Genomic DNA, 24,785 nt, shown 5'->3' on the forward strand with positions numbered 1-24,785 from the left:
ATCTTGTGTTGTGATGAGGTGATGCGCATGTTGTATATTTGACGGACACTTTTGTCCGATGTGCTTATTTTAATACAAAGTTTATGTGTATAAAAGAGGCAAAATAAGCTGGAAGGTCTATGATCAGTTTGCTTAGGAATCGTTTGGATGGAGCAATATAAAACTTAAATGAGTATTTGCCAGCATGTAGGTTTGGCGTTTACTTGTTTTTGGATGCACTATCTATAAAAACAACATTTATAAAAATAAGTAATCATACCTATAAAAATTCATCAATTATATTTTGCCATAAAAAACGCTATGTTAGACCTTAAGCATATAGGAGCAAGGTAAATGTCTAAGCCACAGGTCAGCCAACATCAGCTGAACGAGCAGCAATATCAAGGCAAGTCAGAAGCGTATTTAAAAAGTAAGGTACATGCACAAGGGCTAGAGTTTGGCAAAATGCAAGCGTTAGTGCAGCAACATCAATATCAAGAGATTCTCGATTTAGGCTGTGGCGGTGGTCATGTCAGTTATCATCTCGCCCCCTATGCCAAAGCCATTACCGCCTATGATTTGAGTGCTGAAATGGTCGATCTAGTCGTACAACAAGCGCAACAAAAAGGCTTTGCAAATGTCACAGGTCAGGTTGGTGTTGCTGAAAACTTAAGCTTTGCCGCACAGCGTTTTGATCTGGTGGTGAGTCGTTATTCTGCGCATCATTGGCAAAATTTACCGCAAGCTTTGGCTGAGATTCATCGGGTATTACGTGATCATGGTCGTGTGGTGATTTTTGATATTGTAGGCAGTAGTCATCCTATTTTAGATACATTTATTCAAAGCATTGAATTTATAAGAGATCCTAGCCATGTGCGCGACTATAGCTTGGCGGAATGGATACAAATGACCGAGCAAGCTGGCTTTCATGCACAACAGATTGAACGGCAAAGTCTCACATTGGATTTTCAAAGCTGGGTACAACGGATGCAAAGTCCAGCCGATGCTGTCGCGACGATTTTGAATTTACAAAATAAGGTCTCGGACTTAGTTCGAGATTATTATAAAGTTCAAAAGGATGGAACATTTGTTTCGCAAGCTGTATATTTAGAGCTGACGAAAATCTAAATACTAGAGCAATGAAAATACTGAAAATCTGCCTGAGTACCCTCGTGATATTCGGTGTGGGTTGTCATCAAGATCAACCTGACCTAGGCAAAACGAATGACGAGCAAAGCTCGGAAAATACGCAGTTGCCCGCGCAATTTGAACACTGGAAAAAACAGCAAGATCCAAAATTATTGAATGATTATCAAGCTTATGTCTCAAAGTCGCTACAGCACTCCGTGACATTATTAGATTTAACCTATACTGCGCATCGCATGCCGATGCAATGTGAAACTTTGCGTTTTTCGCTGCCGCCACAACAATACTGGCCGAATATTATCGCCAGTATACAGTTGGTTGAACGTATGAAAGCAGAAGGAATTTTTGCCAATTATAAAATTATTTCGACTTATCGTAATGATCAGAGCAATGAATGTGTGCGCGGTGCGAAAAACTCTAAGCATAAAATCAACAATGCAGTCGATTTTAAAATGCTCAATAGCCAGCTACAACCTTATAGCGAAGTAGAATATAAACAAATTGAAGAAAAGATCTGTCAATTCTGGAAAGCATCTGGTGAAGCATTAAAGATGGGGCTAGGTATTTATCCAAAGCATAATATTCATATCGATACTTCTGGCTTTCGCGCTTGGGGGCAGGACTATGGTCGCAATAGTGTCCCGTGTGAAACGATCTGGTTTAAACCGGCTTAGTGCTACGCTCTATAGGCTTATGCCCTATGGCGCAATGGTCTAAAGGACAGGGTTTTACGCTCAAACAGATAAAAAATAGATAGAAAAATAGATAAAAAAACAGCAGTCCCGTTGGTGGGGCTGCTGTTTTGCACTGCTGGCTGTAACTGCTTTTAACTGACTTTATCACCAGGTTGAGCACCTTGGTCTGGCGAAATAATAAAGATCCCTTCGCCATTCCCCGCTGCTAAGACCATACCATTTGACGTCCCAAAGCGCATTTTACGTGGCGCGAGATTGGCGACCAATACCACCAATTTACCGACCAAGTCTTCTGCAGCATATTGGCTACGAATACCGCTCAATACATTTCTGGGTTCAGCCTCACCAGCGTTCAGGGTCAGTTGTAATAACTTATCTGAACCTTCTACATGATTGGCCGCAATGACTTCGGCCACTCTTAAATCGACTTTTAAGAAATCATCGATTTGAATTTGCTCTGTGGTCGCAGCAGGGGTTTTAGCAGGGTTTTGAGTATTTTTCTGTTTTTTATGACTGCTGTTTTCTGTTGTTGTTGCTTGGGTTAATGAATCTTTAGAGGCATCAACCATGGCATCAACAGCTTTTTTATCAACACGTTGCATTAGGGGCTGGAAGGTAGCAATCTCATGTTTTGCCAAGATTTGTTGACGTGATGCAAAGTCAAAACGCTCTAGTTTTAAGAAGTCTTGTACTTGGGCAGCCAGTTTCGGTAGTACCGGGGCTAAATAGATCGCCAATTGACGGAATAAGTTAATGCCAACGGAGCATACCGCATGGACTTGTGCGCTTTGACCTTCTTGCTTCGCCAATGCCCAAGGTTTTTTCTCATCGATATACTGGTTGGCACGATCAGCCAACGCCATGATGTCGCGAATTGCAGTTGAGAATTCGCGCTGTTCATAGGCACGAATAATGGCTTCACCTGCATCAATAAAGCTTTGGATGAGTTCGGGTTCTGCTACTTCGGCAGCAAGGGTGTTGGCAAAGTCTTTATTGATAAATTTGGCACAACGGCTGGCAATATTAACGACTTTACCAACCAAGTCAGAGTTAACTTTTTGTACAAAATCATCTAAGTTTAGATCAGAGTCTTCGACTTTATCAGATAACTTAGATGCAAAGTAATAGCGTAGATATTCTGGGTTTAAATGCTGGGCATAGGTTTCCGCTTTAATAAATGTGCCGCGCGATTTTGACATCTTCTGCCCATTGACCGTCAAGAAACCATTGACAAACAAAGCGCTCGGCGTGCGGTAGTTGGCGCCTTCTAGCATCGCCGGCCAGAATAATGCGTGGAAATAGACAATATCTTTACCAATAAAATGATATACCTCATTTTGGCTGTCTTTTTTCCAGTAGTCATCAAAGTTTAGATCTGGACGTTTGCTTTTGATGTAGTTCTCAAAGCTGGACATGTAGCCAATTGGTGCATCGACCCAGACATAAAAGTATTTATTGGGTGCTTCAGGAATTTCAAAACCAAAATAAGGCGCATCACGCGAAATATCCCAATCCGTCAAACCTGCTTCAAACCATTCATCTAATTTGTTGGCAATAGAGGTGGGTAAACGCCCTTCATCACGGGTCCATTTTTGTAAATATTCTTTGAAATCAGGTAGTTTAAAGAAGTAGTGATCAGAGGATTTCTCAACTGGTGTTGCACCACTTAAGGTCGAGCGTGGCTTGAGCAATTCGGTTGCATTGTAGGTGGTCCCACAGACTTCACAGGAATCACCATATTGATCATCAGCCTTACATTTAGGGCAGCTGCCTTTAATAAAGCGATCGGATAAGAACATCCCTTTTTCAGGGTCAAATAATTGACTGACTGGACGTACTGCAATATGCCCTGCATCACGGTTCTTGATATAGATTTCAGCAGCACGGTCTTGGTTGGTCTGGCTATGGGTTGAATCATAGTGATCAAACTCAATGGCAAACTGTGAAAAATCACGTTCATGCTCTTGTTGCACTTGGGCAATCAATTGTTCTGGTGTAATGCCGTTTGCCTCAGCACGCAACATAATTGCGGTACCGTGTGCATCATCTGCGCAGACATAAGTGACCATATGTCCCATTGCGCGCATGGCCCGAACCCAGATATCTGCTTGGATATAACCGAGTAAGTGACCCATATGGATTGGTCCATTGGCATAAGGGAGGGCATTGGTGACTAATATTTTACGCACGGAAAGAACACTCTCATCGCTAGTGATAACAAGGTTTTTGATTTTACATGAGTTGACTGTGACTTGCACAAGGGAATCCGCGCTTTTTCATCAAAAGTATGATTTTATTGAGATAAACAGCTAAGAAAAAGCATGCTATAAGTGCTGTACAGATGCAGTGCTAGGTTTTAGGTCGCTCATCTCTCTAGGTGTGCTTGGCCTATATTCTGTATGTTCTTTGTTGCAGAGCGCAGCCAATACTTTATTTTTACAGGTATTATTAACACTTTAAATCGTGCGTTATATCTGGGTTTTAATCTCTGAGTTTTAAAGGGGTGTGGGAGGCAATCAATCATGATGTGGTGCTTGGTGACTCAGGCAATGCATCTTAGACCTCAATAATTTTCATCAGAATTTTTATCACATTGTTTATCAAATTGTTTTTCACAATATCGTAAATCATGAGGGTTTTATAATGACAAATAAGCAACCATTAGATGATCTCAAAAACAAAGCATCAGAATTGGGTGATGACATTAAACATCAGGCAAAAGAAGCAAAACTACAAGCGGAGAAAAAACTTGATGATGCGAAACATCAGGTCGAAGAGTTAAAGCTTGACGGTGAAAAAAAGCTTGATCAATTGAAACACGATGCACAAAGTGACTATCAACAGCATAAGCAAGATGCTGAAGATAAAGTCGATGCCTTAAAGCAACATGCCCATGATGCCAAAACACAAGTTGAAGATAAATTGGGTCAGTTAAAAGATGATGCGGCACATAAACTGGAAGAAGCCAAAGCCAAGGCAAGTGAGCTAAAACATCAGGCTGAAGAAAAGTTAGATGCCTTAAAAAATCAAGCAGTCAGTAAGTTTGATGAGTTAAAGCATGCTGCCAGCGAAAAACTCAATAGCTTGAAAGGGCATGATGATAAAGACGAGAAAGAAGACCAATAAGTCTTCATTTGAGGGCACGACAACCTTGGGTTAAGCCCAAGATGAATCGGAGCTTCTTGATGAACAGCAGCCTCATGTTATACCGGTGTATAGCATGGGGCTTTTTTGTTCGTTAGAGCTTGGCTATTTCATTGAAATCCAAGTAACATAGTTGGGAATTTTGCTGCTGAGATCGTGGGGTTGAACTTGGTTGCAAAGCGGTATTGAACGAACATCTAAGGCTACTGCATCAGCGTAGTGTGGAGTAAATTATGTCATGGCTTGCATCACTTAAATCGCTTTTTTCTGCTGAGGTCGATGCTCAGCAAGTCCAGCAAGTTTTAGAAAGTTACCGCCTTGAAAATAGCAATTTTGTTTTACAACAACGTATTACTCAGCTCAATATCGAAGGTCGTGTATTACAATTGACTTTGACCTGCTTTGCCGATGAAACCCAGTATTTGCAACGTATTCATGATGAGCTGGCACTCACATTAAAGCCTTATGGCATTGATGAACTCAATCTACATGTTATTCAAAAGAAAGCTACTCAGAGCAGTAGCTCCTCAGCAAACGCTACACCGCAAAGCACGGGCAAAGCGGGGAATATTCCGCCTGTAGTGGACGCCACAGCAGACTATCAACAACAACTTAAGCAAGCAGAGCAACCAGCGATTGCTAAAACTGCACCACAACAACGAGATATTGCGCCACATCCGCGTATTCAACATGTGTTGTTGGTATCTTCGGGCAAAGGTGGCGTGGGTAAATCAACCACAACGGTCAACTTAGCACTTGCTTTAAAACAGTTAGGTCTCAAGGTGGGAGTATTAGATGCAGATATCTATGGTCCAAGTATTCCAACTATGTTAGGCAATGCTGGACAAACCCCAATGATTGAATCAGAACATTTTGTCCCGCTCGATGCCTACGGGATGCCAGTGCTATCGATCGGTCATTTAACTGGTGATCATAATACCCCAGTGGCATGGCGAGGTCCCAAAGCAACTGGCGCATTAATGCAGTTGTTTAATCAGACGTTATGGCCAGATCTTGATGTTCTCGTGATTGATATGCCACCAGGTACTGGCGATATTCAGCTAACTATGGCACAGCGTATTCCCGTAACGGGGGCAATTATTGTTACCACTCCACAAAACGTAGCCTTGATGGATGCCACCAAAGGTATTGCGCTTTTTAATAAAGTGCAGATTCCTGTATTGGGCGTGATCGAAAATATGTCGACTCATATTTGTTCGAATTGTGGTTTTGAAGAACAGATTTTTGGGATGGGCGGCGGTGAGCAATTGTCAGCACAATACCATATTCCATTATTGGGCAGATTACCCTTACAAGTGAATATCCGAGAAAACGCCGATGCAGGGCGACCTTCGGTGATTGCGCAAGATGATGCAGCCGAGCATTACTTGGCGATTGCGGAAAAGATTAAACAGCAGTTGCCACTTAAAGCCAAAGATCAACATCGTATCTTTTAGCTTTTAGTGAGAGTTGGGGGCATGCTGCTCCTATCTCTGTTTAATGCGCAGTATCTTTTACTGCGTTTTTTGTATACGGGTTTTGTAGACGGTATTTGTTTAAAATAATCCCAAAGTGAGGTGTATTTTGTTAGATAAAGTGGAATTTTCATGTAATTAGAACAAAAAATAAACAGTTGTTGCTATGATTGTGCTCAGCATTATACTGGCAAAATCTATCATTAGTTCTCTGTTGTATATCAGGAATATAGTGGCTTTGCAGTTTGAATGATTGGTAAAGTTTGCCCTTAAATTAAACTTTTAAATATATTTTGTTATATAAAAAGACTTGGCGGCGATTGGCAAAATATTCTAAGCTGAATCGATTTTGTTTTTGAGGTCAATGGATGATTTCATTGTTATTCATCGGTTTAGTTGTAACAATCCTGTTAACACCCGGTCCGACCAATACATTACTGGCATCGTCTGGCATTCAAATCGGTGTGCGCCCATCTTTGAACTTGATTCCTGCAGAAGCATTTGGATATATTATTTCCATTACCTTGTGGGGAGCTTTGGTTGGGACTTTATCCAAGCAATATCCGCTGATTCCAGATGTGTTAAAGCTGTTTAGTGCGACTTATATTTTATATTTGGCGATTAAGTTATGGCGTAGCCCAGTAGAAGACATCGACAATGTAGCAGTGGCTATTAAGCCACGTGAGTTATTTTTTGCGACCTTGCTCAACCCTAAAGCATTGTTATTTGCATCTGCAATTTTTCCAGCTTATGCGTGGCAAAATTTCACTGCCTATAGCTTGCATATGTTGGTCTTTATTTTACTCATTCTTCCAATCGCTTTTTTTTGGATCACGTTGGGTTCCATCTTGGCGAAACGACAACATAAATTTTTCAATCAGAATAATTTACAGAAAATGGCATCGATTGTATTAATGATTTTTTGTATCCCTTTGGGTTTCTCAGCCATTAACAATTTACAGCTCTGAGCACGGCTTACAACTGAGCGCGGACAAGGTTAAGCCCATGCCATCATCTAAAGCCATCACAAGATGGCTTTTTTATCATGTAAATATACGCTATGACTTAGGAGCATCTAAACCGCAGATTTAAGCGGGGTACTGCAGAGCCGCGGTGAGCTGATAGCGGTAGTGCGGCGTTATAATTGCATCGCTTGCAAACGTGCTACCCATTTCCTTCATTGACTTTTTCAGTTAAAGTACAGCGCAATACTTGTGTTTAGCTATTTTGGGAAATTTGAATGGCAATTAAATCCGATCGTTGGATTCGAGAAATGAGCGAAAAACACGGCATGATCGAACCCTATGCGGCCAATCAGGTGCGTGTGAATGAGCAGGGCGAAAAAATCGTATCCTATGGCGTATCTAGTTATGGTTATGATGTCCGTTGTGCACGTGAGTTTAAAGTCTTTACCAATGTGCATTCGGCAATTGTCGATCCCAAAAATTTTGATGACAATAGCTTCATCAATATTGAATCGGATGTTTGTATTATTCCACCCAACTCTTTTGCCTTAGCGCGTACGGTTGAGTATTTTCGTATTCCACGCAATGTGCTTACCATTTGCTTAGGGAAATCTACTTATGCACGTTGTGGCATCATTGTGAATGTCACGCCGCTTGAGCCAGAGTGGGAAGGGCATGTCACGTTAGAGTTCTCCAATACCACCAATTTACCGGCACGTATCTATGCAGGTGAAGGGGTTGCCCAAATGCTCTTTTTTGAAAGCGATGAAGTGTGTGAAACTTCTTATAAAGACCGTGGTGGCAAATACCAAGGTCAGACAGGTGTGACCTTACCCAAAGCTTAAGCGGTGTTGTACAGCGTTATGTGAATGGGGCATGTCCTGCTGCAGATATAGCGATTCAATACGCATAAAAAATGCACTGTTTTTACAGTGCATTTTTTTAGCTATTTTGCATAAAAAACAGCATGATGGAATGGTGTTCTTTATGCAAATATTTATTTTATAATGCTTGATTACTTCACACGACTTTGCTGTAAGCGCGCTAGCAGTGCGCTTTTGTCGAGGTTACTCGATTCCGCATCAGTACGGGCTTTATATTCAAAAGTCCCTGCGTCTAGACCTTTTTCACCAATCACAATACGGTGTGGAATACCGACGAGTTCTAAGTCTGCAAATTTCACCCCAGGGCGTTCATTACGATCGTCCAATAACACATCAAAACCAGCAGCTTGTAGTTCAGCATAGAGCTCTTCAGCAGCTTGTAAGCTGCGAGGTGATTTATGAGCATTCATTGGAACAATGGCAACTTCAAATGGTGCAATCCCTTGAGGCCATAAAATTCCTTTGTCATCATAATTTTGTTCAATGGCAGCAGCAACAACACGGGTTACGCCTATACCATAGCAACCCATGAGCATGGTGCTGGGTTTGCCATCTTCACCCAATACTTTACAGGCTAACGCTTCAGAGTATTTGGTCCCGAGTTGGAAGATGTGCCCAACTTCAATACCACGTTTAATTTGTAAAGTACCATGACCATCTGGTGATGGATCACCTTCTACGACATTACGCAAGTCATAAACCTCAGTATAGTTGGCATCACGTTCCCAGTTCACACCTGTAGCATGGTGATCGACTTGGTTCGCGCCAGCAACGAAGTCAGACAGTACAGACGCTGCACGGTCAACGATGACAGTAATGCCTTTTTCAACTAAGCCTTGTGGTCCAACAAAACCAGCAGGCAACGCCAGTTGTTGTAGTTGTTGCTCTGTGGCAAATGTGAGCGGCGATGCAATAGCAGGATGTTTTTCTGCTTTAATCTCATTGAGTTCGTGATCACCACGTAAGAACAACGCGACAACAGTCGTATTGCCATCGGCGTCGTTATTACCCTGCACTAAAATAGCTTTTACCGATTGTTCTGCCGCCGTGCCTAGAAAAGCTGAGACATCTGCGATGGTTTTTTGCTCAGGTGTTGCAACAATCTGTAATGCTTGGCTGGGTGCAGCACGTTCACCGACGAGAATTGCTTCAGCCTTTTCGATATTGGCAGCATAGTCAGATTCAGTCGAGAAAATCACATCATCTTCGCCGCTGCTTGCTAGAACATGGAATTCGTGTGAACCAGAACCACCAATGGAGCCTGTATCCGCTTGGACTGCGCGGAAATCCAGTCCTAAACGGGTAAAGATCCGACTATATGTCTCATACATCACATCATAGGTTTCTTGCAAGGAGGCTTGATCGATATGGAATGAATAAGCATCTTTCATGACAAATTCACGTGAGCGCATTACCCCAAAACGTGGGCGAACTTCATCACGGAACTTGGTTTGAATTTGGTAGAAATTGATAGGAAGTTGCTTATAGCTTTTAAGTTCCAAGCGTGCGAGGTCAGAAATCACTTCTTCGTGAGTGGGTCCCAACACAAAAGGATTATGATGGCGGTCATTAAAACGAAGTAGTTCAGGACCATATTCCACATAGCGACCAGACTCTTGCCATAGGGCGGCAGGTTGCGTCACCGGCATAAGCACTTCAAGCGAACCAGAACGGTTCATTTCTTCACGGATGATCGCTTCGACTTTATTTAGCACACGAACACCCAGCGGTAACCACGTGTACAGGCCTGAAGCCAATTTACGAATCATACCCGCACGTAGCATTAACTGATGTGAGATCACTTCAGCATCATTGGGGGTTTCTCTTAACGTAGCAAATAAAAAGCGGCTCGCGCGCATGGAAACTGTCCTAATTATGAGTGATAAAATAAATAAAAATGCGATGTGGTGATCGCATTAGATCGCTGGGCATTATGACATGAAATGTAAATTGAAGCGTAGCCTAAATTTGCTTTGCTTATTGGTCGGTTTAAAATTTAAAAGCTTATTTTTAATGTTGTATTCAGCTGTAGCCCACAACATAGCCCGTGCCGATGAAGCCAAAAATTAAGTAATAAAAAGTTTAGATTTACCCCTAGGCTGCATTGATTTCGTTACACTGCTAGCAAGGTTTTAGTATTATGGTATACGGGTTGTTTTGTTGCGTATTGAACTTGGTAGAACGCATAAATTTTTAAATCATACAGAGATGCATTGGTTAATTTGGGGGCATGATGGCACGTATTCTTGTGGTAGATGATTCTGCAACAGAAATGTTTCGATTCAAAGAAATACTCTCACAACATGGTTATGAGGTGCTTGAGGCGAGTAATGGTGCAGATGGGGTAACTTTGGCCTTGGTTGAGCAACCTGACTTGGTGCTGATGGATGTGGTGATGCCTGAGGTGAATGGTTATCAAGCCACTCGGCAAATTGTACGTGCCCAACAGCAAAAACAGATTCCTGTGGTGATGGTCAGTACGAAAGATCAGGCTGTAGATCGGGAGTGGGCAACACGGCAAGGAGCTGTGGAGTACCTCATTAAACCTGTAGATGAGCAACAGTTATTAGACATTATTGCGCGTTATACCCATCAAGTCTCATAGCACAACCCAGAGAGTGTCCCTTTCCCTTTTATATAGCTTATATATAAGTATATATAAAAGCTAACGAATACAAGGTGCAACAGCTTGTATTGCAGGGGAGAGTACACTCGCTGAGTGCTTTTGAGCGCTTATGCTGCCAAGAGTTGTACTAAAATTTGTTCATAAATTTCAGCCAATGCTTCAAGCTCATCAACATTAACATGTTCATTGACCTGATGGATCGTGGCATTGAGTACACCGAGTTCGAGTACTTGTGCGCCAGTGGGGGCAATAAAGCGACCATCTGAGGTGCCACCACTGGTCGATAACTCTGCCTCAACACCGGTGACTTGCTGAATCGCCGTTTTTGCAGCATTCACCAAAGCGCCGACGGGTGTCAAAAAGGGTAGCCCAGATAAAGTCCATTGGATGTCATATTGTAGTTGGTGACGATCCAAAATTTCTAGCACACGTTGTTTGAGGAGATCGGCTGTCACTTCGGTAGAATAACGAAAATTAAAAGTAACCTCTAATGCACCTGGAATCACATTGGTTGCACCTGTTCCAGCATGAATATTGGAAATTTGAAAACTGGTTGCAGGGAAATAGACATTGCCCTCATCCCACACTGTACGGCAGAGTTCATCTAAGGCTGCAGTAGCTAAATGAATCGGGTTATTTGCCAAATGTGGATAGGCAACATGACCTTGTTTGCCTTTGATCGTGAGCACTGAATTTAAAGAACCGCGGCGTCCATTTTTGATCACATCACCTAAACGATGCGTGCTTGAGGGCTCACCGACGAGACACCAAGTCATTTTTTCTTGACGTGCTTCGAGTGTCTCAATCACTTTGACCGTGCCGTTAATGGATGGACCTTCTTCATCTGAGGTGATCAAGTAGGCAATAGAACCGTTGTGATTGGGGTATTTTTTGATAAAACGTTCAGTTGCGACAACCATGGCAGCCAAAGCGGTTTTCATATCCGCACTACCACGCGCATAGAGTTTGCCATCACGGATTTCTGGAACAAAAGGATCACTATGCCAAGCATCGGCATGCCCAACAGGAACCACATCGGTATGTCCAGCAAAGCAAAATACCGGATCACAAGTACCTTTACGCGCCCATAAATTGTCGACATCATCAAAACGCATTTTTTCGATATTAAAGCCCAATGGACGGAGTCGATCAGCCATAATATCTTGGCAGTTATGGTCATTTGGGGTCAAAGAGGGTTGCTGTAAAAGTTCTAAGCTAAGCGCTAAAGTATCGGAATGCTTCATGTTGGATCGTGTGGCATCATTGAGGAAATATTGATGACTATCATAGAGCAAGCGTCAGTTGATTAAAATGTGGTTCATGACTGATTTTTCTCAAACTGCCCATGTTGTTTGATTTTTAGACATAATATCCTCTATGCTCAACACGGTTTAGCAGAATAAAGCAAGAATAAGAACAACAATATAAAACATAAGAAGCAGGAAACCCCATGGGGGCACGCTGTCGCGAAGGCGTGTCATGGGGTTCGGTATGGCGAACTTAAGTGAATGACTTATAGTCTATCTTGAGTTTTTTCAGCAGTTTTGGTCACAGCTTTACCCGCTGAAGAAACATCTTCACCCACACCTTTAAAGGTATTACAACCCGCGAGTACAAACATAGCAATACAAGAAGCAACTAAAACTTTCTTCATCATCATCTCCAAGTGTAAGTTATTCTGATGTTTTTTTAGATTATGTAAATACCCATCGATTAGGTACTATTCTTTTATAGCATAAATGTTAATTATTGTATAATTGATCACCAAGTTTTAAAATTATTAAATAATACTAAAACTCATCAGGTGGCGTGGTTTTTGTCGGAACATATAGTAGTCTTGGTTTATCTGGTTGAAATACAAACCATTATGCCAATATTTACTGTCTTGTGTTGTGCTATGAGCATCTATACAAAGCCATTCATGCCGATGCAGACGACGATAATGCTGGGTATAAAGATGATGCCCCCAATGACCCAAGCGTCTGGCCGGATTGACCCAAGTGGGCAACGCATTGTGCTGCAATAGGGGCGGTGGTGTACTGTTGTTAAGAGGGTTGCTATTGAGCGGCTCAATGTTCACCGTATTTGTCTTCAGTTTTTTTGCCTGAAGGTCTGCTGTTTGCTGTAGCGTAGCCTGTAAAATAGTGCGCTGTGAAATATCTGAAATAGTAGTCTGCGACATATCTGTTGCTAGAAATAGCTGCCCTTTCATGATGGCAAAACGTTGCTCAATAGCATGTTCACCTGCATGGCTAAATTGGAATTGTTGTTGACTATAATGGGTTAGTTTTTTGAGTAGGGTGTCATCACGATTCAATCCATACCAGTGTTTGAGTGACGCATCTTGCTCAGCAAGATAGTATTTGAGTGCAACCTCCCAGTGTTCAATACGTTGTTGTTCTTGGTTATACAGTACAAAGTCGAGTTCGCCCAATGTGTAGCGACCGTCGATTAGCTGTAAACTGTGCGCCAATAGCTGAAAGGGGTGATAGTCTTGTTCTGTTAACCAGAACCAGAGTAGATACTCGAAACGCAAGCCTAAACGAGTGCTTTTTAATTGTTGCATAAAGGCGATTAAGGGCTGTGGATCACGGTCCAATTGCGCTAAGCGGGGTTGATAATATTGGTACTGTTGTTGCCAGAACTTGGTGTCATGCCACTGAAAGTGTTGGCTATTTTCTAGGGTGTCAGGGCTATACCGCAAGATATTGGGACTTGCGATACAAAAAGCCAATTGCCTAACAATAGAATGTCTGTAGTTTAGCCAAGGCTCAAAATATTCAATTTGCATGAAATCACTCAACGCTCAAAACACTTAATCAAAACATTTAAATAATATGCTGTACAGGTCTGTATTTACACGTACTTCTGTATTTACATGCACTATAGCGGATTGATTTGATCATGCGATGATGCCAGAAGGTGCTAAAGATAATAATATGCGCATTATATTTTACCGTATGCTGGTGATATTTTTTCTGATACTGGCTGTGATCGGCGCGATTTTACCAGGTATGCCAACCACAATTTTTCTGATTTTGGCTGCATGGGTCGCATCTAAAGGTTGGCCACAAGTCGATGCTTGGTTATTACAGCATCCTAAATATGGTGACAGTATTCAGCAATGGCGCAGTCATGGTGCCGTGCCACGCATGGCCAAATGGATGGCAACGCTGATGATGAGCTGTAGTGCGATGATCTTATCTTTCAGTCCTTTCGTGCTCTGGGCAAAGCTTATTGTTATAAGCTGCATGTGTAGTGTCGCGATCTGGTTGTGGTTAAGACCCGAACCGCAACCGCTTAAAAAGGATCAAAAGCATGGAAAATTGCACTGAAATGTCCGGGTTTAAGGCGGCAAGTTCTATATATGTCTTTGAAATAACTAAAAAACTATTCTTATTTTCTATATGTAGATCTCGATTCGGCTCAGTTTTTTAAACTATTTTGCTAAAATGATCTATTTTTTAATCATTCAGACCTCAAAAGACCAAAAGTACGGTAAAAGCGTTTGACAGTGTCTCAAGAATCTCTATAATGCACCACACAAACGCTAAAGTCGTATGGGCGCTTAGCTCAGTTGGTAGAGCGTCTGCCTTACAAGCAGAATGTCGGCGGTTCGATCCCGTCAGCGCCCACCATATGTCTTGAATGTTAAAGTTTTATAAGTGCAGCGGTAGTTCAGTTGGTTAGAATACCGGCCTGTCACGCCGGGGGTCGCGGGTTCGAGTCCCGTCCGCTGCGCCATTTATAAAGTTTTAGTTGTGTTTGCCACGAAAGTGATCTGATTTAAAGTGCAGCGGTAGTTCAGTTGGTTAGAATACCGGCCTGTCACGCCGGGGGTCGCGGGTTCGAGTCCCGTCCGCTGCGCCATTTTAATGAAGAATATTGCTTTTATGGGCGCTTAGCTCAGTTGGTAGAGCGTCTGCCTTACAAGCAGAATGTCGGCGGTTCGATCCCGTCAGCGCCCACCACAGTTTATCTGTGAAATAGTGACAATACTTGAAAAAGTATCTTTTGATGCAGCGGTAGTTCAGTTGGTTAGAATACCGGCCTGTCACGCCGGGGGTCGCGGGTTCGAGTCCCGTCCGCTGCGCCATCAAATACCCCAAAATATTATACATTTGTATAATGTAAAAGGGCGCTTAGCTCAGTTGGTAGAGCGTCTGCCTTACAAGCAGAATGTCGGCGGTTCGATCCCGTCAGCGCCCACCACAGTTCATCTGTGAAACAGTGACGGTACGTCAAAGTATCTCTTGATGCAGCGGTAGTTCAGTTGGTTAGAATACCGGCCTGTCACGCCGGGGGTCGCGGGTTCGAGTCCCGTCCGCTGCGCCATTTCACAATGCATTGATATCCTTTTTGTGGTCTCGCAATGAGTCTACAGACAAAGGGCGCTTAGCTCAGTTGGTAGAGCGTCTGCCTTACAAGCAGAATGTCGGCGGTTCGATCCCGTCAGCGCCCACCATATCCCTTCTGCTGTATAATCTTTTTTATATTTATTTCTTCTGAAGCATTCTTTGCTCTATTCTTTATGGCATGGCATTTAGCAACTTAACTGATTGCCTAGGCCGGTCTTTATTTTTTACTTTATTGTTATTTTAATTCTTTGATTCTTATATATTATTAATATTCATCAAGTAGCCAAGCACTGATATAAGCAAAGTATTCACGTAGCCATGCGTTATAGCGTGTACTGATTGGTGTGGGAGCAGCAATACTATAAATATTGCTATAGCCTTGTTTATGGGCGAGGGCTTGGCGTTCGAGTATAGCCAATCGTTGACTGTTGCCCAATAAAAGAGGCTGTCCCATTAACTCAATGGGGCGGCTTTTTGTTTAAGTCATCTTCATTTTCACCATATTCTTTTTTGATCCTTAAAATATTTTTATTATTCCTCTTTTTACTTCTAAAAGTAAAAATGCAGCCTTTTAAGCTGCCATTTTCATCATATTGTGTGCTAAAGCATGTAATCCAAACTCTAAATTCACTTTTCGCATCCCTCTAAGCGTGAATCTCTTAAAGCCTCGATTCGACTTTATATGTCCAAACACCGGTTCAACTTCTATACTTCGTCGCTTACGCTTTTCGATTCCTTCTTCACTTAGTAAGCGTTCATACATTAACGTCCTGTAATGCTCTAAATGATGGTTTCTCTCAATTCGTCTATTGCCCTGGCTCTTATGGCAGCTACTTCTAAGCGGGCATCCTTCGCATCGCTGTGCCTCATAAATACTGATATGTTGAATGAATCCACTACTGGTTTTTGTTTGTTTATCTTTGATCTTCGTCATATGTTGTCCCATTGGGCAAACATAATAGTCATCAATCGCGTTGTAATGTAGATATTGCTTATTTTTTAAATTCTGTTTGGCTTTTTTACCACGTTGTTGACGACGTTCTAAGTCAAAGGTGCTGTATTTGATATACGCTAATAACCCTTGCTGTTCTAAATATTGATAGTTTTCCTCACTACCATAACCTGCATCAGCGGTAATAACTTCAAGTTCTTGAAACTGTTCTTCGCCATAAAGTTCACGCATTTGCTCTAAATGGGGCTTTAATGTAGGAAAGTCATTACTATTTTGATGCACGCTATAATTAACAATTACCTGATTTTCAGTGCTTATTTGAACATTATAACCAGCCTTAAGTTGACCATTTTTCATATGGTCTTCCTTCATCCGCATGAAAGTTGCATCATGGTCAGTCTTGCTATACGAATTGCGCCCATCAAGGATCTTTTCTTTTTCTTCGTAGTCTATTAGTCGATTCTTAAAGTTTTTTTTTACCGCACCTAATTTCTTTTTAGTCGCTTGATCCGGTTGAATCGAATGTTCATTCAAACGATCATCTATCGCTTTTAAAACTTGATCTATCGTATGCGATGATATTTCTGTGATTTCAAGCTTACTCGGTTCTTGATCGCCAACTTCGATTTGGTGAGCATACTTCCATAGTTCATCTAGCTGTTTAAGCATCTTAGCTTTGTTGGTTTTAATTGCATTACCCCACACAAAGGTGTAGCGATTGGCTTGTGCCTCAAGTTTGGTGCCATCTGTGTAAATCTCTTTTAAAGTAATGACTCCTTCTTCAGCTAACATCAATACGATCTGTTTGAATATGTCTTTAAAGCATTGCTCTAACTTTGAATTTCTAAAGCGATTAATCGTATTGTGATCAATAATGGTCATATTGCTTAACCACATGAAATTAATATTTTCACGTAGAGCTTTTTCGATTTTACGAGAGGAATAGGTATTGGTCATATAAGCGTAGACCATGATTTTAAGCATGAGTAGTGGGTGATAACCTGGTCGACCAGATTCATCATACGCATTTACTAATGGGCTACTGTCAATTTGATCCAATACTTTATTCACTAAGCGAACAGGGTGTTTCTCAGGAATCAAGTCATCAAAGCTATGAGGAATTAAGTGAAGTTGGTTTTGGTGATATGTCTTTATAGCCATCTTAAATATCCTTTTTTAAGATGGCTTAATTATACAGCAAAAAGGCTGCCTTTTGAGACAGCCTCTTTTAACGATGAGGTGCTAGATATCTAGCAGAGATTGTGACTAGTAGACATCACGGCGATAACGCTGTTCAGCACGAAGCTGTTCAAGCAGATCGGCACCTAAAATATCAATCAATGCATGATCGACATCACTTGCCATGCCCTGAATACTACCGCAAACATAAATTACCGCTCCATTACTGATCCATGTTTTAACATGCTCAGCATGCTGGCGTAGTAGATGATGAACATAAATTTTTTCAGTTTGATCGCGAGAGAATGCGAGGTCTAAACGTTTCAACATATGGGCATGTTGCCATTGCTCTAACTGTTGTTGCATAAAGAAGTCATGAGCACGTTGTCTTTCACCAAAGATCAGCCAGTTATCGTGATAACCCAAATGCATGCGTTCAGACAATAAACTCAGCAAACCTGCGATGCCAGTACCATTGCCAATACAAATAATTGGGCGATTATCATCAATAAGATGGAATGACGGATTGCTACGGATTCTTAAAGCCACTTGACCGCCAAGACGGCAATGCTGGGTTAGCCAGCCTGAGCCTAGACCTAGCTCACCTTGTGGATCTCGTTGCTGACGGACCACTAATTTTAAATCCCCCTGATTGGGAATACTGGCAATTGAGTATTCTCGGCTAGGTAGGATAGGAAGCTGTGCCAACAATTGTTCTGGATCACTGCTTTTACCGATGTCTCCACGTAAGTTACGATCCCATAAGGCATCAGCGAGGCGCTGAGCACTTGGCGTTACCATGCTATCAGCAGAAAGCTGCTGGCTGTCTAAGAACTTGGCAATATCTGCGGCGCTATTGGCGGGTTGTATTTCTGCAATATCACCGGCTTGCCATAGTATATCTGCATCACTTTGTAGCGTAATCAGATAAGCTGGTGCACCTAGACTATTGGGGTTGAGTAAGTCACGTTGTTGCAACTGCCATTGATCGAAAACTTTTTCAAGTTTCATGCTGTGTAGCTCTAATTGTGTACTACTTGCCAACGCTGTATTCCAGCGCGCAATATCGTCATTGTTGGCATTGTCGACCTCAATGCAGTCAAATAGTTTTTGAGCACCATTCGCACTGAGCCAAGCATCGACACGATGACCAAACTCACAATAACTATCAGCATATTCTTTAGAACCTAATGCCAGTACGGCATAGCGTAACTGACTGAGATCAAATGTTTTGCTGAGGACATTCTTTTCAAAGCTCATTGCACTGTCTGGTGCATCTCCTGTGCCATAGGTACTGACAACAAATAAGATTTGCTGTGCATTGTTTAGACTTTCTGTGCTTAAGTTTTGCAGTGCCAGCACCTGTGTGCTTTGTTGTGCCTCTTGTAAGCTGCCTGCGGTACGCCAAGCCAGTTGTTCCGCCACACCAGTTTGTGAGGCATAGCAGATGATCCAATCTACTGCGCCTTGGTCGTTATTGTTAATACTGCTTTGCATGTGTTGGCGTGCAGCGAGGGTCAATTTTTTCTGTTTACGACGCTTAAGATAGAGCATCCATCCTGTGACAAAGAATAAAGGCATGCATAATGAGGCAAACATAAATAAGAATTGGAACACAGGTCCAAAGAAGCTACCACGGTGTACGGGCAGCATACTGCTCATAATTTTTTGATTAAGTTTTTTGTCTTTATATAACTCAATATCTTGCAGTTTTTGTTGTTGATAATCATAGACGGCTTTATTGCGTGCTCGATCGTGTTGAGCAGGCTTGTCGACAAAGCTTATTTCAATTTTTCCATCTACTTGTTTGGGAATGCTAAAACTAATGCTTGAGTAAGCTGTGCTGTATTGTTGGTGAAAGCCTTGCCAGCTACGCTGTAGAATGTTTTGAATTTGCTCTGGATTTGGTGCATCGTGTTGATCCTGATGATCTCGACCCCGTCCTTGCTGTCGTTCTTGTGGTTGATTGCTTTGCATTGCGCGATCCGCCGCAGGTCTAGCACGTTCTGTATTTGTGCCAGCCGGATTGCCGCCTTGGCGATCACGTTGTGTTGGGGGATTTGCAGCAGCATGGTTATTATTTTGTCCACCCTGTTGCTGTGCTGGTGCATTCGCTCGGTTTTGCATTTGCTGTGCTTGCGGGGAGGGTACGCCCATGACTTTGAACATGCCATTACGCCACCAATCATAAGACCAATATAGACCAGTACAGGCAATGATCAAATAAAATACCACAACCCATGTACCAACAACGGCATGGAGATCCCAGATGAAGTTACGTCCTTTGAGTTTGGGCTTAATTGCGAACCATTGTTTCCACGAGTGTTTTTTTGGCCAACGTAAATAGACGCCACTGAGGACAAAGAAAATCAGCATCAAGGTTGATGCCCCAGTAATTTGTTTACCCACTTCTCCCGCGGTTAAGTAGCGGTGTAATTGCATGATAAACATGAAGAAGTCGCGACCTTTTACCTCGGGTAATTTTTCGGCGGTATAAGGGTTGATCATCATGGTATAACCACGACGTTCGCCTTCTCGAACAATATTGATACTGGAAGAGGCATCGGCTGCTTCAGCAATGGTGATGCTATTAATTTTTATATTGGGGTCAGCACTGACAAAATGCTGATAAATCTGTTCAGGACTTAGTTTCTCGGTATTTGGCACAGTCACTGTATAACTATGCGGATTAATCAACTTTAAAATTTGTTGATCATAAGAATAAATTGCCCCAGAAATTCCCATAATGGACAGGACTAGTCCTGCGGTTATCCCTAAAAACCAGTGGATCTGGAAAAACGTTTTTTTTAGCATGGCGTATAAAATGTCGGCTAATTCGTTGGCTGGCAAGTATAGCTGAATATTTTGCAGATAGTATGGATTCTCATTATCATTTATCTGTTTAAGTGCTTGAAAAACAAAAAACCTCCTGAAAAAGGAGGTTTTGATTGTTCAGTCTCTCAACGCATGATTATTATAATGTTTTGGCTGCACCGACTGTTTCGTTGAGGTGTTTGCGAATGGTGTCGAAAGAGAAATCTTTGCTATTCATACGTTTTGGCAAGATATAAGCGCCTTGTTGACCTTTGGTTTTAAAGTTAATCAACAAGAAATCGGCATGATCATACCATTCATAGACTTCTTTCCAGGCAATGGTGGCTACACCATGTTGAATGCCCATTTGCTGACGCATCACAATCCCATGCGGTTGGACGCCTAATTGTAAGCCTTTGATCTCTTGAACAGGAAACTCTTTCATTTTACGTTTTACATAAAACTCTAGTCCAAAGCGGCGCACCAAATAGAAAATAACCACACAGGCAATGAGGACCCAAAAAATAATGGTGGAATAGTTCTTAATCAAGACGAGGCCTAGAATAGAAAGCAATACCACAGCAGCCATGATAATCCAAACTTTTAGACTGATTTTATTGGTACTACGCCAAATGAGCAATTGGGTTTGTCGTTGCTCTGCTTCGCTAATTTCATAGGGAACAGGTTTTAAAGTATAGGCGTAAAAATTTTTTGTGGTCATAGCATCAACAATATCGAAGAATGAAACTTCTCAGAGTTTAACATTAAAATGGCTGAGCACGTGAGTATATTCAGCTGCTCAGCCTTGAATTATTTGCGTAGCGTCAATGATCGCGGACTATAACGATGCCCATGCATTGGCATGTTCATCACTTTCATGACTTAGACTTTGCTTTAAGTAGGACAATTGTTCTAGTAAGCCAAACATCAGTGAAAGTTGTTGCAAAATAATCAAAGATTCTGCGTTGTCTTGCTCATTCTGCTGTAGGCGTTCACGGATTTGTTGCAGAATAAGCGCTGTATTAAAATGATGATTTTCATCATTTAACAGCATTGCTTTAATCTGTGTAATGGCGTGTTTGAGTAGCTCAAGGACTTCAGGATCATCAATTTTATTTCGATGTGCACCTAAAGCTGCAATATAACTAATAAAAGTATGGTTTAAGCAGAGAAACTTAAACGCCAATTTCTTTTGTGTACGGTCTACATCCGGTTCAGTGACTAAGGTTGAAATGAGCGAAGCAACATCGGCATCCGCACGATGGACTGCACGTCGCACAATACGATAATTGAGACCATTATTGCGACCTTCTTGATATTGCTGGGCAACTTCGCTTAAGTACTGACATTCGGCTTCAAAGACACGGCGAATATTGCGGGGGAGGCGGCGGAACTTCCAGTCTGGGAAAATAAAACTGACGCCAAACCAAGCTAATGCACAGCCAATTACGGTATCAATAAAACGTGGCATCACGGCAGCAAAGCCCATACCATCTAGGTTAAAGTTGATCAGCGCTAAAATCGTCATAAATGCAGTGGCTTGTGCATATTGCTTACTGCGTAATTCAAAGAACAGCACACCACAAATAATCAGTAATAATAACTGACCTTCTAACGAGGGAATAAAGTACAGGATGGCATAGCCTAAAATAATCCCCACCAAAGTCCCCCAAATCCTCAGTCTTAAGCGGCGTTTGGTGGCGTTAAAGTTAGGTTGGCTCACAAAAAGTGCTGTGAGTAAAATCCAGTAGCCATATTCAATATGCGTGACTTGAACAAAGATATAACCAATTAAGAGTACCACTGAAACCCGTATCGCATGGCGAAAGAGTACCGATTCCGGGCTGAGATTCTGCCGAATTCGCACCACAATATCATGCCATCCTTTGAGGTCATCATCACTGAGCTGTTGTTCTAAGGTATGGGTTTTATCGAGGTTAATGTGACGTTCAGTTTCGAGGTTGCGCAATTGTACATCGATAGACTTCAGGTTTTGATAGAGTGCAAATAATGCATTAATCCAAATTAAATCATAATCTTGTCGTTGTTTTAGACGCTCTAAGGATTTGCGTAAATTGTTAAAAGCATGTTCAAAGCGTGGGTTATGTTGATAGGTGCGGCGTTGTAAGATGCTTTCACTCATATCTTTGCAGGCCTTGCCTTGCAAGGACAAAATACGTTGAAAGCGGAATAAAATATCGCTATGGGCAAAGACCTGTGCCAGTTGCTGGTAATCGATGTGAGCTGAATCGGCACGTTCGTGTATATCTTGCGCGACAAAATAGTATTGTAGACTACGTCGTGTATCACGTTGCCCACGGTCACCTTTTAAACGTGTTAATAATGCAGTCCGCATATCATTAAAGGTGGTGACCAGTTTGCCATTTTCCATCGACAGCCCAAAAGTGCTTTGTTCAAAGCTTTGAGGGGTCATGTCGACATCAAATAAATTGGATTTGGCATAGAGAAAATCACCTACTGTGCTATAGCACTTCGCCAATTTATCTTGTACAGGGCGAATCGGGAACAGTAAGAAACTGATGGTAGAAATGAGTCCATACCAAATGGCACCGATGACCAATAAGATCGGTTGTTGGTACCAGTGATCAAACAGATGTACGCCCAGCATGGAATAAACCGAGACCACCAAACAACCATAAGAGATCGTTGCATAACGACGCCCCAGTGAACCGAGTAAAATCCACAAGACGCAAGAACTGATTAAGCCGAGTGCAAATGCAAATGGATAAGGAAATAACAGTTGTACGGATGCTGCGGTAATAAAGAAGCCGATATAGGTATAGACCAGATTCATAATACGGACGCTAAAGCGGTCATCGATATCACTTAAACCGGCAGCAACAACACCAAGGGTTAAGGGGATGGTCCAAAGTTGCTGCCCTAAAAAATAGGGTACAAATGCTGTGCCGGCAAAAGCAATGCTCATTCTGAGGCTGTACATCAAGGAGCTATTGTAGGTTGCTTTTTTGAATTGCTTTAACCAAGCATTCACGTTTTTTGTCCTTTTATTTGAAGGTGAATGGATTGCATCGCTGCAGTATCGCAAGAATGGTGTATTAGGGGCTATCAATCATACTATGCTGTGATTACACTTGTCTTTGAGTATTCATGAATAAGTTTAAATTTCTATTATGACGACAAGCAATCAGCGCCAATATGCTACGGCATGGATTTTATTATTGGCGCTCTTCACCGCACTGGGTCCATTATCCATCGATATGTATTTGCCGGCCTTGCCATTGATGGCGCAAAGCTATGAGGTCAGCATACAAATGATGGCAAATACATTGCCAGCTTATTTTTTGGGTTTAGCTATCGGTCAATTGATTTATGGTCCACTCAGTGATCGTATTGGGCGTAAAAAACCGCTGTATTTTGGCATGGCACTTTTTACGGTTGCAAGCTTGGGCTGTGCCCTCGCACCAAATGAATGGTTTTTGATGATTTTCCGTGTGTTACAAGCATTGGGTGGTTGTGTTGGGGTCGTGATGGCGCGTGCTGCAATTCGAGATTGTTTGGATGTGCAGGGCTCAGCCCAAGCTTTTTCCAGCATGATGATGGTCATGGGCTTGGCACCTATACTGGCACCGATTATTGGTGCACAAATTATTGTGCATTGGCAGTGGCCAGCAATTTTTATTGCCTTGATGTTGATCGGTCTATTTTGTTTCTTGAGTGTGCATTTTTGGTTTAAAGAAACCCTTGCTTCAGAGCATCGTTTAGCGCTCTCGGTTGGGCAGGTCTTTGGACTGTATTTTAAAATTTTATCTGATAAAAGCTTTAGACAACCGATGTTGGCAGGCAGTCTAACGGGCGGTGCGCTATTTGCTTATATTAGCTCTGCGGGCGCTGTGATGATGGGGCAATTTCAGATTTCTGAGCAAAATTTTGCGTATTTATTTGCCCTAAATGCTTTTGGCATTATGTTGTTGTCTGCCTTAAATAAACGTTTGATTCCACATACCGCAATAATGACACGTTTGAAGTTAGGTGCCTTGGTGCAATTGTCAGGTGCGGTGCTTGTGATCTTGGCAAGCTTTAGTGCGCATGCACTGTGGTGGGCGATGTTAGGGATGTTCTTGGCCGTGGCGGGTATTGGTTTGACAGGTCCCAACAGTATGACCTTAGCCATGTCTAAACAAGGTGAGCGTGCTGGTAGTGCCAGTGCCTTAATGGGCAGTATGCAATTTGCTTGTGGGCTGTTGGGTGGCTTGGTGCTCAACTTTCTCGCTTGGAGTGCGCTGCTCAATATGGGGATTTTATTGTTTTTCTTCACTTTGCTTGGCAGTGTTGTGATCTGGAAAATGGCGTCAGAGCTTAAAAAAACAACAATTAAAAACCTTGGCTGAATAAGATCACAGCTTTTTTAGAACAGTGTGTGGCAGGTCTAAGATTTATTTTCATCTAATCGACCTGTCATCAATATTGTTCGATATAACATGTATTTAACTATTGCTTTCTGATGGATATCACGACATGCTGCAGCATAACGCTATCGTAATAGCACATTAAAATAAGGGTATAAATAAAAGAGTTATAAGTAAGTG

Annotated in this window: 18 protein-coding genes, 8 tRNA genes and 1 pseudogene; 17 read left to right on the forward strand and 10 right to left on the reverse strand. The window is 42.0% G+C overall.

Features of this window, described 5'->3' with window-relative positions:
• The first annotated feature begins 333 nt into the window (after positions 1–333).
• The gene (locus BFG52_RS02815; RefSeq protein ID WP_067552363.1) at positions 334–1,107 is read left to right on the forward strand and encodes a class I SAM-dependent methyltransferase; all 774 of its coding nucleotides are present in this window, start codon (positions 334–336) and stop codon (positions 1,105–1,107) included.
• Between the two features lie 11 nt (positions 1,108–1,118).
• On the forward strand, positions 1,119–1,799 hold the full coding sequence (locus BFG52_RS02820; protein WP_067552365.1) for a DUF882 domain-containing protein: 681 nt from the start codon (positions 1,119–1,121) through the stop codon (positions 1,797–1,799).
• 152 nt (positions 1,800–1,951) lie between these two features.
• Here the strand turns inward: BFG52_RS02820 and metG are convergent, their stop codons facing one another.
• Entirely contained in the window at positions 1,952–4,009 is a 2,058-nt protein-coding gene (metG, locus tag BFG52_RS02825; RefSeq protein ID WP_067552367.1) for a methionine--tRNA ligase, read from the reverse strand.
• A 454-nt stretch (positions 4,010–4,463) separates the two neighbouring features.
• On the opposite strand from metG, the gene BFG52_RS02830 reads away from it, so the two are divergent.
• The 4 genes from BFG52_RS02830 to dcd all read left to right on the forward strand — a co-directional run bounded on the left by BFG52_RS02830 (position 4,464) and on the right by dcd (position 8,249).
• On the forward strand, positions 4,464–4,946 hold the full coding sequence (locus tag BFG52_RS02830; RefSeq protein WP_067552370.1) for a hypothetical protein: 483 nt from the start codon (positions 4,464–4,466) through the stop codon (positions 4,944–4,946).
• Between the two features lie 251 nt (positions 4,947–5,197).
• Positions 5,198–6,421 carry an iron-sulfur cluster carrier protein ApbC gene (gene apbC, locus BFG52_RS02835; protein WP_067552373.1) on the forward strand — a complete coding sequence of 408 codons (1,224 nt, stop codon included), beginning with the start codon at positions 5,198–5,200 and terminating at the stop codon, positions 6,419–6,421.
• Between the two features lie 386 nt (positions 6,422–6,807).
• Complete coding sequence (locus BFG52_RS02840) at positions 6,808–7,407, forward strand: LysE family translocator (protein WP_067552376.1); 600 nt, start codon at positions 6,808–6,810, stop codon at positions 7,405–7,407.
• A gap of 272 nt (positions 7,408–7,679) precedes the next feature.
• Positions 7,680–8,249, forward strand: coding sequence for a dCTP deaminase (gene dcd / locus BFG52_RS02845; RefSeq protein WP_067552379.1), 570 nt, complete (start codon positions 7,680–7,682; stop codon positions 8,247–8,249).
• 170 nt (positions 8,250–8,419) lie between these two features.
• Here dcd and BFG52_RS02850 read toward each other — a convergent pair whose 3' ends face one another.
• Complete coding sequence (locus BFG52_RS02850) at positions 8,420–10,147, reverse strand: proline--tRNA ligase (RefSeq protein WP_067552382.1); 1,728 nt, start codon at positions 10,145–10,147, stop codon at positions 8,420–8,422.
• 374 nt (positions 10,148–10,521) lie between these two features.
• Here BFG52_RS02850 and BFG52_RS02855 point away from each other — a divergent pair, with 374 nt between their 5' ends.
• A complete protein-coding gene (locus tag BFG52_RS02855; protein WP_067552385.1) occupies positions 10,522–10,893 on the forward strand; it encodes a response regulator in 372 nt (123 codons plus the stop codon).
• Positions 10,894–11,021: 128 nt separating this feature from the next.
• On the opposite strand, the gene dapE is transcribed toward BFG52_RS02855, so the two are convergent.
• The 3 genes from dapE to BFG52_RS02870 form a co-directional block, all read right to left on the reverse strand.
• Positions 11,022–12,158, reverse strand: a complete 1,137-nt coding sequence (gene dapE / locus BFG52_RS02860; RefSeq protein ID WP_067552388.1) for a succinyl-diaminopimelate desuccinylase — start codon at positions 12,156–12,158, stop codon at positions 11,022–11,024.
• Between the two features lie 269 nt (positions 12,159–12,427).
• Entirely contained in the window at positions 12,428–12,568 is a 141-nt protein-coding gene (locus BFG52_RS02865) for an entericidin A/B family lipoprotein (RefSeq protein WP_067552391.1), read from the reverse strand.
• Positions 12,569–12,694: 126 nt separating this feature from the next.
• Positions 12,695–13,705 carry a DUF1853 family protein gene (locus BFG52_RS02870; RefSeq protein WP_067552394.1) on the reverse strand — a complete coding sequence of 337 codons (1,011 nt, stop codon included), beginning with the start codon at positions 13,703–13,705 and terminating at the stop codon, positions 12,695–12,697.
• 148 nt (positions 13,706–13,853) lie between these two features.
• Between BFG52_RS02870 and BFG52_RS02875 the strand changes: the two genes are divergently transcribed.
• The 9 genes from BFG52_RS02875 (at position 13,854) to BFG52_RS02915 (ending at position 15,379) form a co-directional block, all read left to right on the forward strand.
• Complete coding sequence (locus tag BFG52_RS02875) at positions 13,854–14,249, forward strand: YbaN family protein (protein ID WP_067559042.1); 396 nt, start codon at positions 13,854–13,856, stop codon at positions 14,247–14,249.
• Between the two features lie 227 nt (positions 14,250–14,476).
• Positions 14,477–14,552 (forward strand) — tRNA-Val (locus tag BFG52_RS02880).
• A gap of 29 nt (positions 14,553–14,581) precedes the next feature.
• Positions 14,582–14,658: transfer RNA gene (locus BFG52_RS02885), tRNA-Asp, on the forward strand.
• A gap of 49 nt (positions 14,659–14,707) precedes the next feature.
• A tRNA-Asp gene (locus BFG52_RS02890) sits at positions 14,708–14,784 on the forward strand.
• Between the two features lie 25 nt (positions 14,785–14,809).
• Positions 14,810–14,885: transfer RNA gene (locus BFG52_RS02895), tRNA-Val, on the forward strand.
• Positions 14,886–14,933: 48 nt separating this feature from the next.
• A tRNA-Asp gene (locus tag BFG52_RS02900) sits at positions 14,934–15,010 on the forward strand.
• Positions 15,011–15,050: 40 nt separating this feature from the next.
• Positions 15,051–15,126, forward strand: a tRNA-Val gene (locus BFG52_RS02905).
• A 46-nt stretch (positions 15,127–15,172) separates the two neighbouring features.
• A tRNA-Asp gene (locus BFG52_RS02910) sits at positions 15,173–15,249 on the forward strand.
• Between the two features lie 54 nt (positions 15,250–15,303).
• Positions 15,304–15,379 (forward strand) — tRNA-Val (locus BFG52_RS02915).
• A gap of 158 nt (positions 15,380–15,537) precedes the next feature.
• Here BFG52_RS02915 and BFG52_RS02920 read toward each other — a convergent pair.
• The 5 genes and pseudogenes from BFG52_RS02920 to yccS all read right to left on the reverse strand — a co-directional run.
• Positions 15,538–15,669, reverse strand: a pseudogene (locus BFG52_RS02920) (YdcF family protein); the annotation flags it as partial.
• Positions 15,670–15,843: 174 nt separating this feature from the next.
• Entirely contained in the window at positions 15,844–17,385 is a 1,542-nt protein-coding gene (locus tag BFG52_RS02925; RefSeq protein ID WP_067552400.1) for an IS1182 family transposase, read from the reverse strand.
• 105 nt (positions 17,386–17,490) lie between these two features.
• Positions 17,491–20,217 carry a PepSY domain-containing protein gene (locus BFG52_RS02930; RefSeq protein WP_067559044.1) on the reverse strand — a complete coding sequence of 909 codons (2,727 nt, stop codon included), beginning with the start codon at positions 20,215–20,217 and terminating at the stop codon, positions 17,491–17,493.
• 160 nt (positions 20,218–20,377) lie between these two features.
• Complete coding sequence (locus BFG52_RS02935; RefSeq protein WP_067552403.1) at positions 20,378–20,938, reverse strand: SdpI family protein; 561 nt, start codon at positions 20,936–20,938, stop codon at positions 20,378–20,380.
• Between the two features lie 117 nt (positions 20,939–21,055).
• Positions 21,056–23,230, reverse strand: a complete 2,175-nt coding sequence (gene yccS / locus BFG52_RS02940; RefSeq protein WP_071890068.1) for a YccS family putative transporter — start codon at positions 23,228–23,230, stop codon at positions 21,056–21,058.
• 136 nt (positions 23,231–23,366) lie between these two features.
• Here yccS and BFG52_RS02945 point away from each other — a divergent pair, with 136 nt between their 5' ends.
• Complete coding sequence (locus tag BFG52_RS02945) at positions 23,367–24,587, forward strand: multidrug effflux MFS transporter (RefSeq protein WP_099092611.1); 1,221 nt, start codon at positions 23,367–23,369, stop codon at positions 24,585–24,587.
• The last annotated feature ends 198 nt before the right edge of the window (positions 24,588–24,785 follow it).

Origin of the sequence: Acinetobacter larvae, assembly GCF_001704115.1 — a bacterium.
In the GTDB taxonomy this organism is placed as follows: domain Bacteria; phylum Pseudomonadota; class Gammaproteobacteria; order Pseudomonadales; family Moraxellaceae; genus Acinetobacter; species Acinetobacter larvae.

Excerpts from the sequence above, each read along its gene's own strand:
- BFG52_RS02830 (WP_067552370.1), top strand. The coding sequence starts at position 4,464 with ATGACAAATAAGCAACCATTAGATGATCTCAAAAACAAAGCATCAGAA.
- BFG52_RS02865 (WP_067552391.1), bottom strand. The coding sequence starts at position 12,568 with ATGAAGAAAGTTTTAGTTGCTTCTTGTATTGCTATGTTTGTACTCGCG.
- BFG52_RS02870 (WP_067552394.1), bottom strand. The coding sequence starts at position 13,705 with ATGCAAATTGAATATTTTGAGCCTTGGCTAAACTACAGACATTCTATT.
- BFG52_RS02855 (WP_067552385.1), top strand. The coding sequence starts at position 10,522 with ATGGCACGTATTCTTGTGGTAGATGATTCTGCAACAGAAATGTTTCGA.
- dapE (WP_067552388.1), bottom strand. The coding sequence starts at position 12,158 with ATGAAGCATTCCGATACTTTAGCGCTTAGCTTAGAACTTTTACAGCAA.
- BFG52_RS02820 (WP_067552365.1), top strand. The coding sequence starts at position 1,119 with ATGAAAATACTGAAAATCTGCCTGAGTACCCTCGTGATATTCGGTGTG.
- dcd (WP_067552379.1), top strand. The coding sequence starts at position 7,680 with ATGGCAATTAAATCCGATCGTTGGATTCGAGAAATGAGCGAAAAACAC.
- BFG52_RS02840 (WP_067552376.1), top strand. The coding sequence starts at position 6,808 with ATGATTTCATTGTTATTCATCGGTTTAGTTGTAACAATCCTGTTAACA.
- BFG52_RS02875 (WP_067559042.1), top strand. The coding sequence starts at position 13,854 with ATGCGCATTATATTTTACCGTATGCTGGTGATATTTTTTCTGATACTG.
- apbC (WP_067552373.1), top strand. The coding sequence starts at position 5,198 with ATGTCATGGCTTGCATCACTTAAATCGCTTTTTTCTGCTGAGGTCGAT.
- BFG52_RS02935 (WP_067552403.1), bottom strand. The coding sequence starts at position 20,938 with ATGACCACAAAAAATTTTTACGCCTATACTTTAAAACCTGTTCCCTAT.
- BFG52_RS02850 (WP_067552382.1), bottom strand. The coding sequence starts at position 10,147 with ATGCGCGCGAGCCGCTTTTTATTTGCTACGTTAAGAGAAACCCCCAAT.
- BFG52_RS02930 (WP_067559044.1), bottom strand. The coding sequence starts at position 20,217 with ATGCTAAAAAAAACGTTTTTCCAGATCCACTGGTTTTTAGGGATAACC.
- BFG52_RS02815 (WP_067552363.1), top strand. The coding sequence starts at position 334 with ATGTCTAAGCCACAGGTCAGCCAACATCAGCTGAACGAGCAGCAATAT.
- BFG52_RS02925 (WP_067552400.1), bottom strand. The coding sequence starts at position 17,385 with ATGGCTATAAAGACATATCACCAAAACCAACTTCACTTAATTCCTCAT.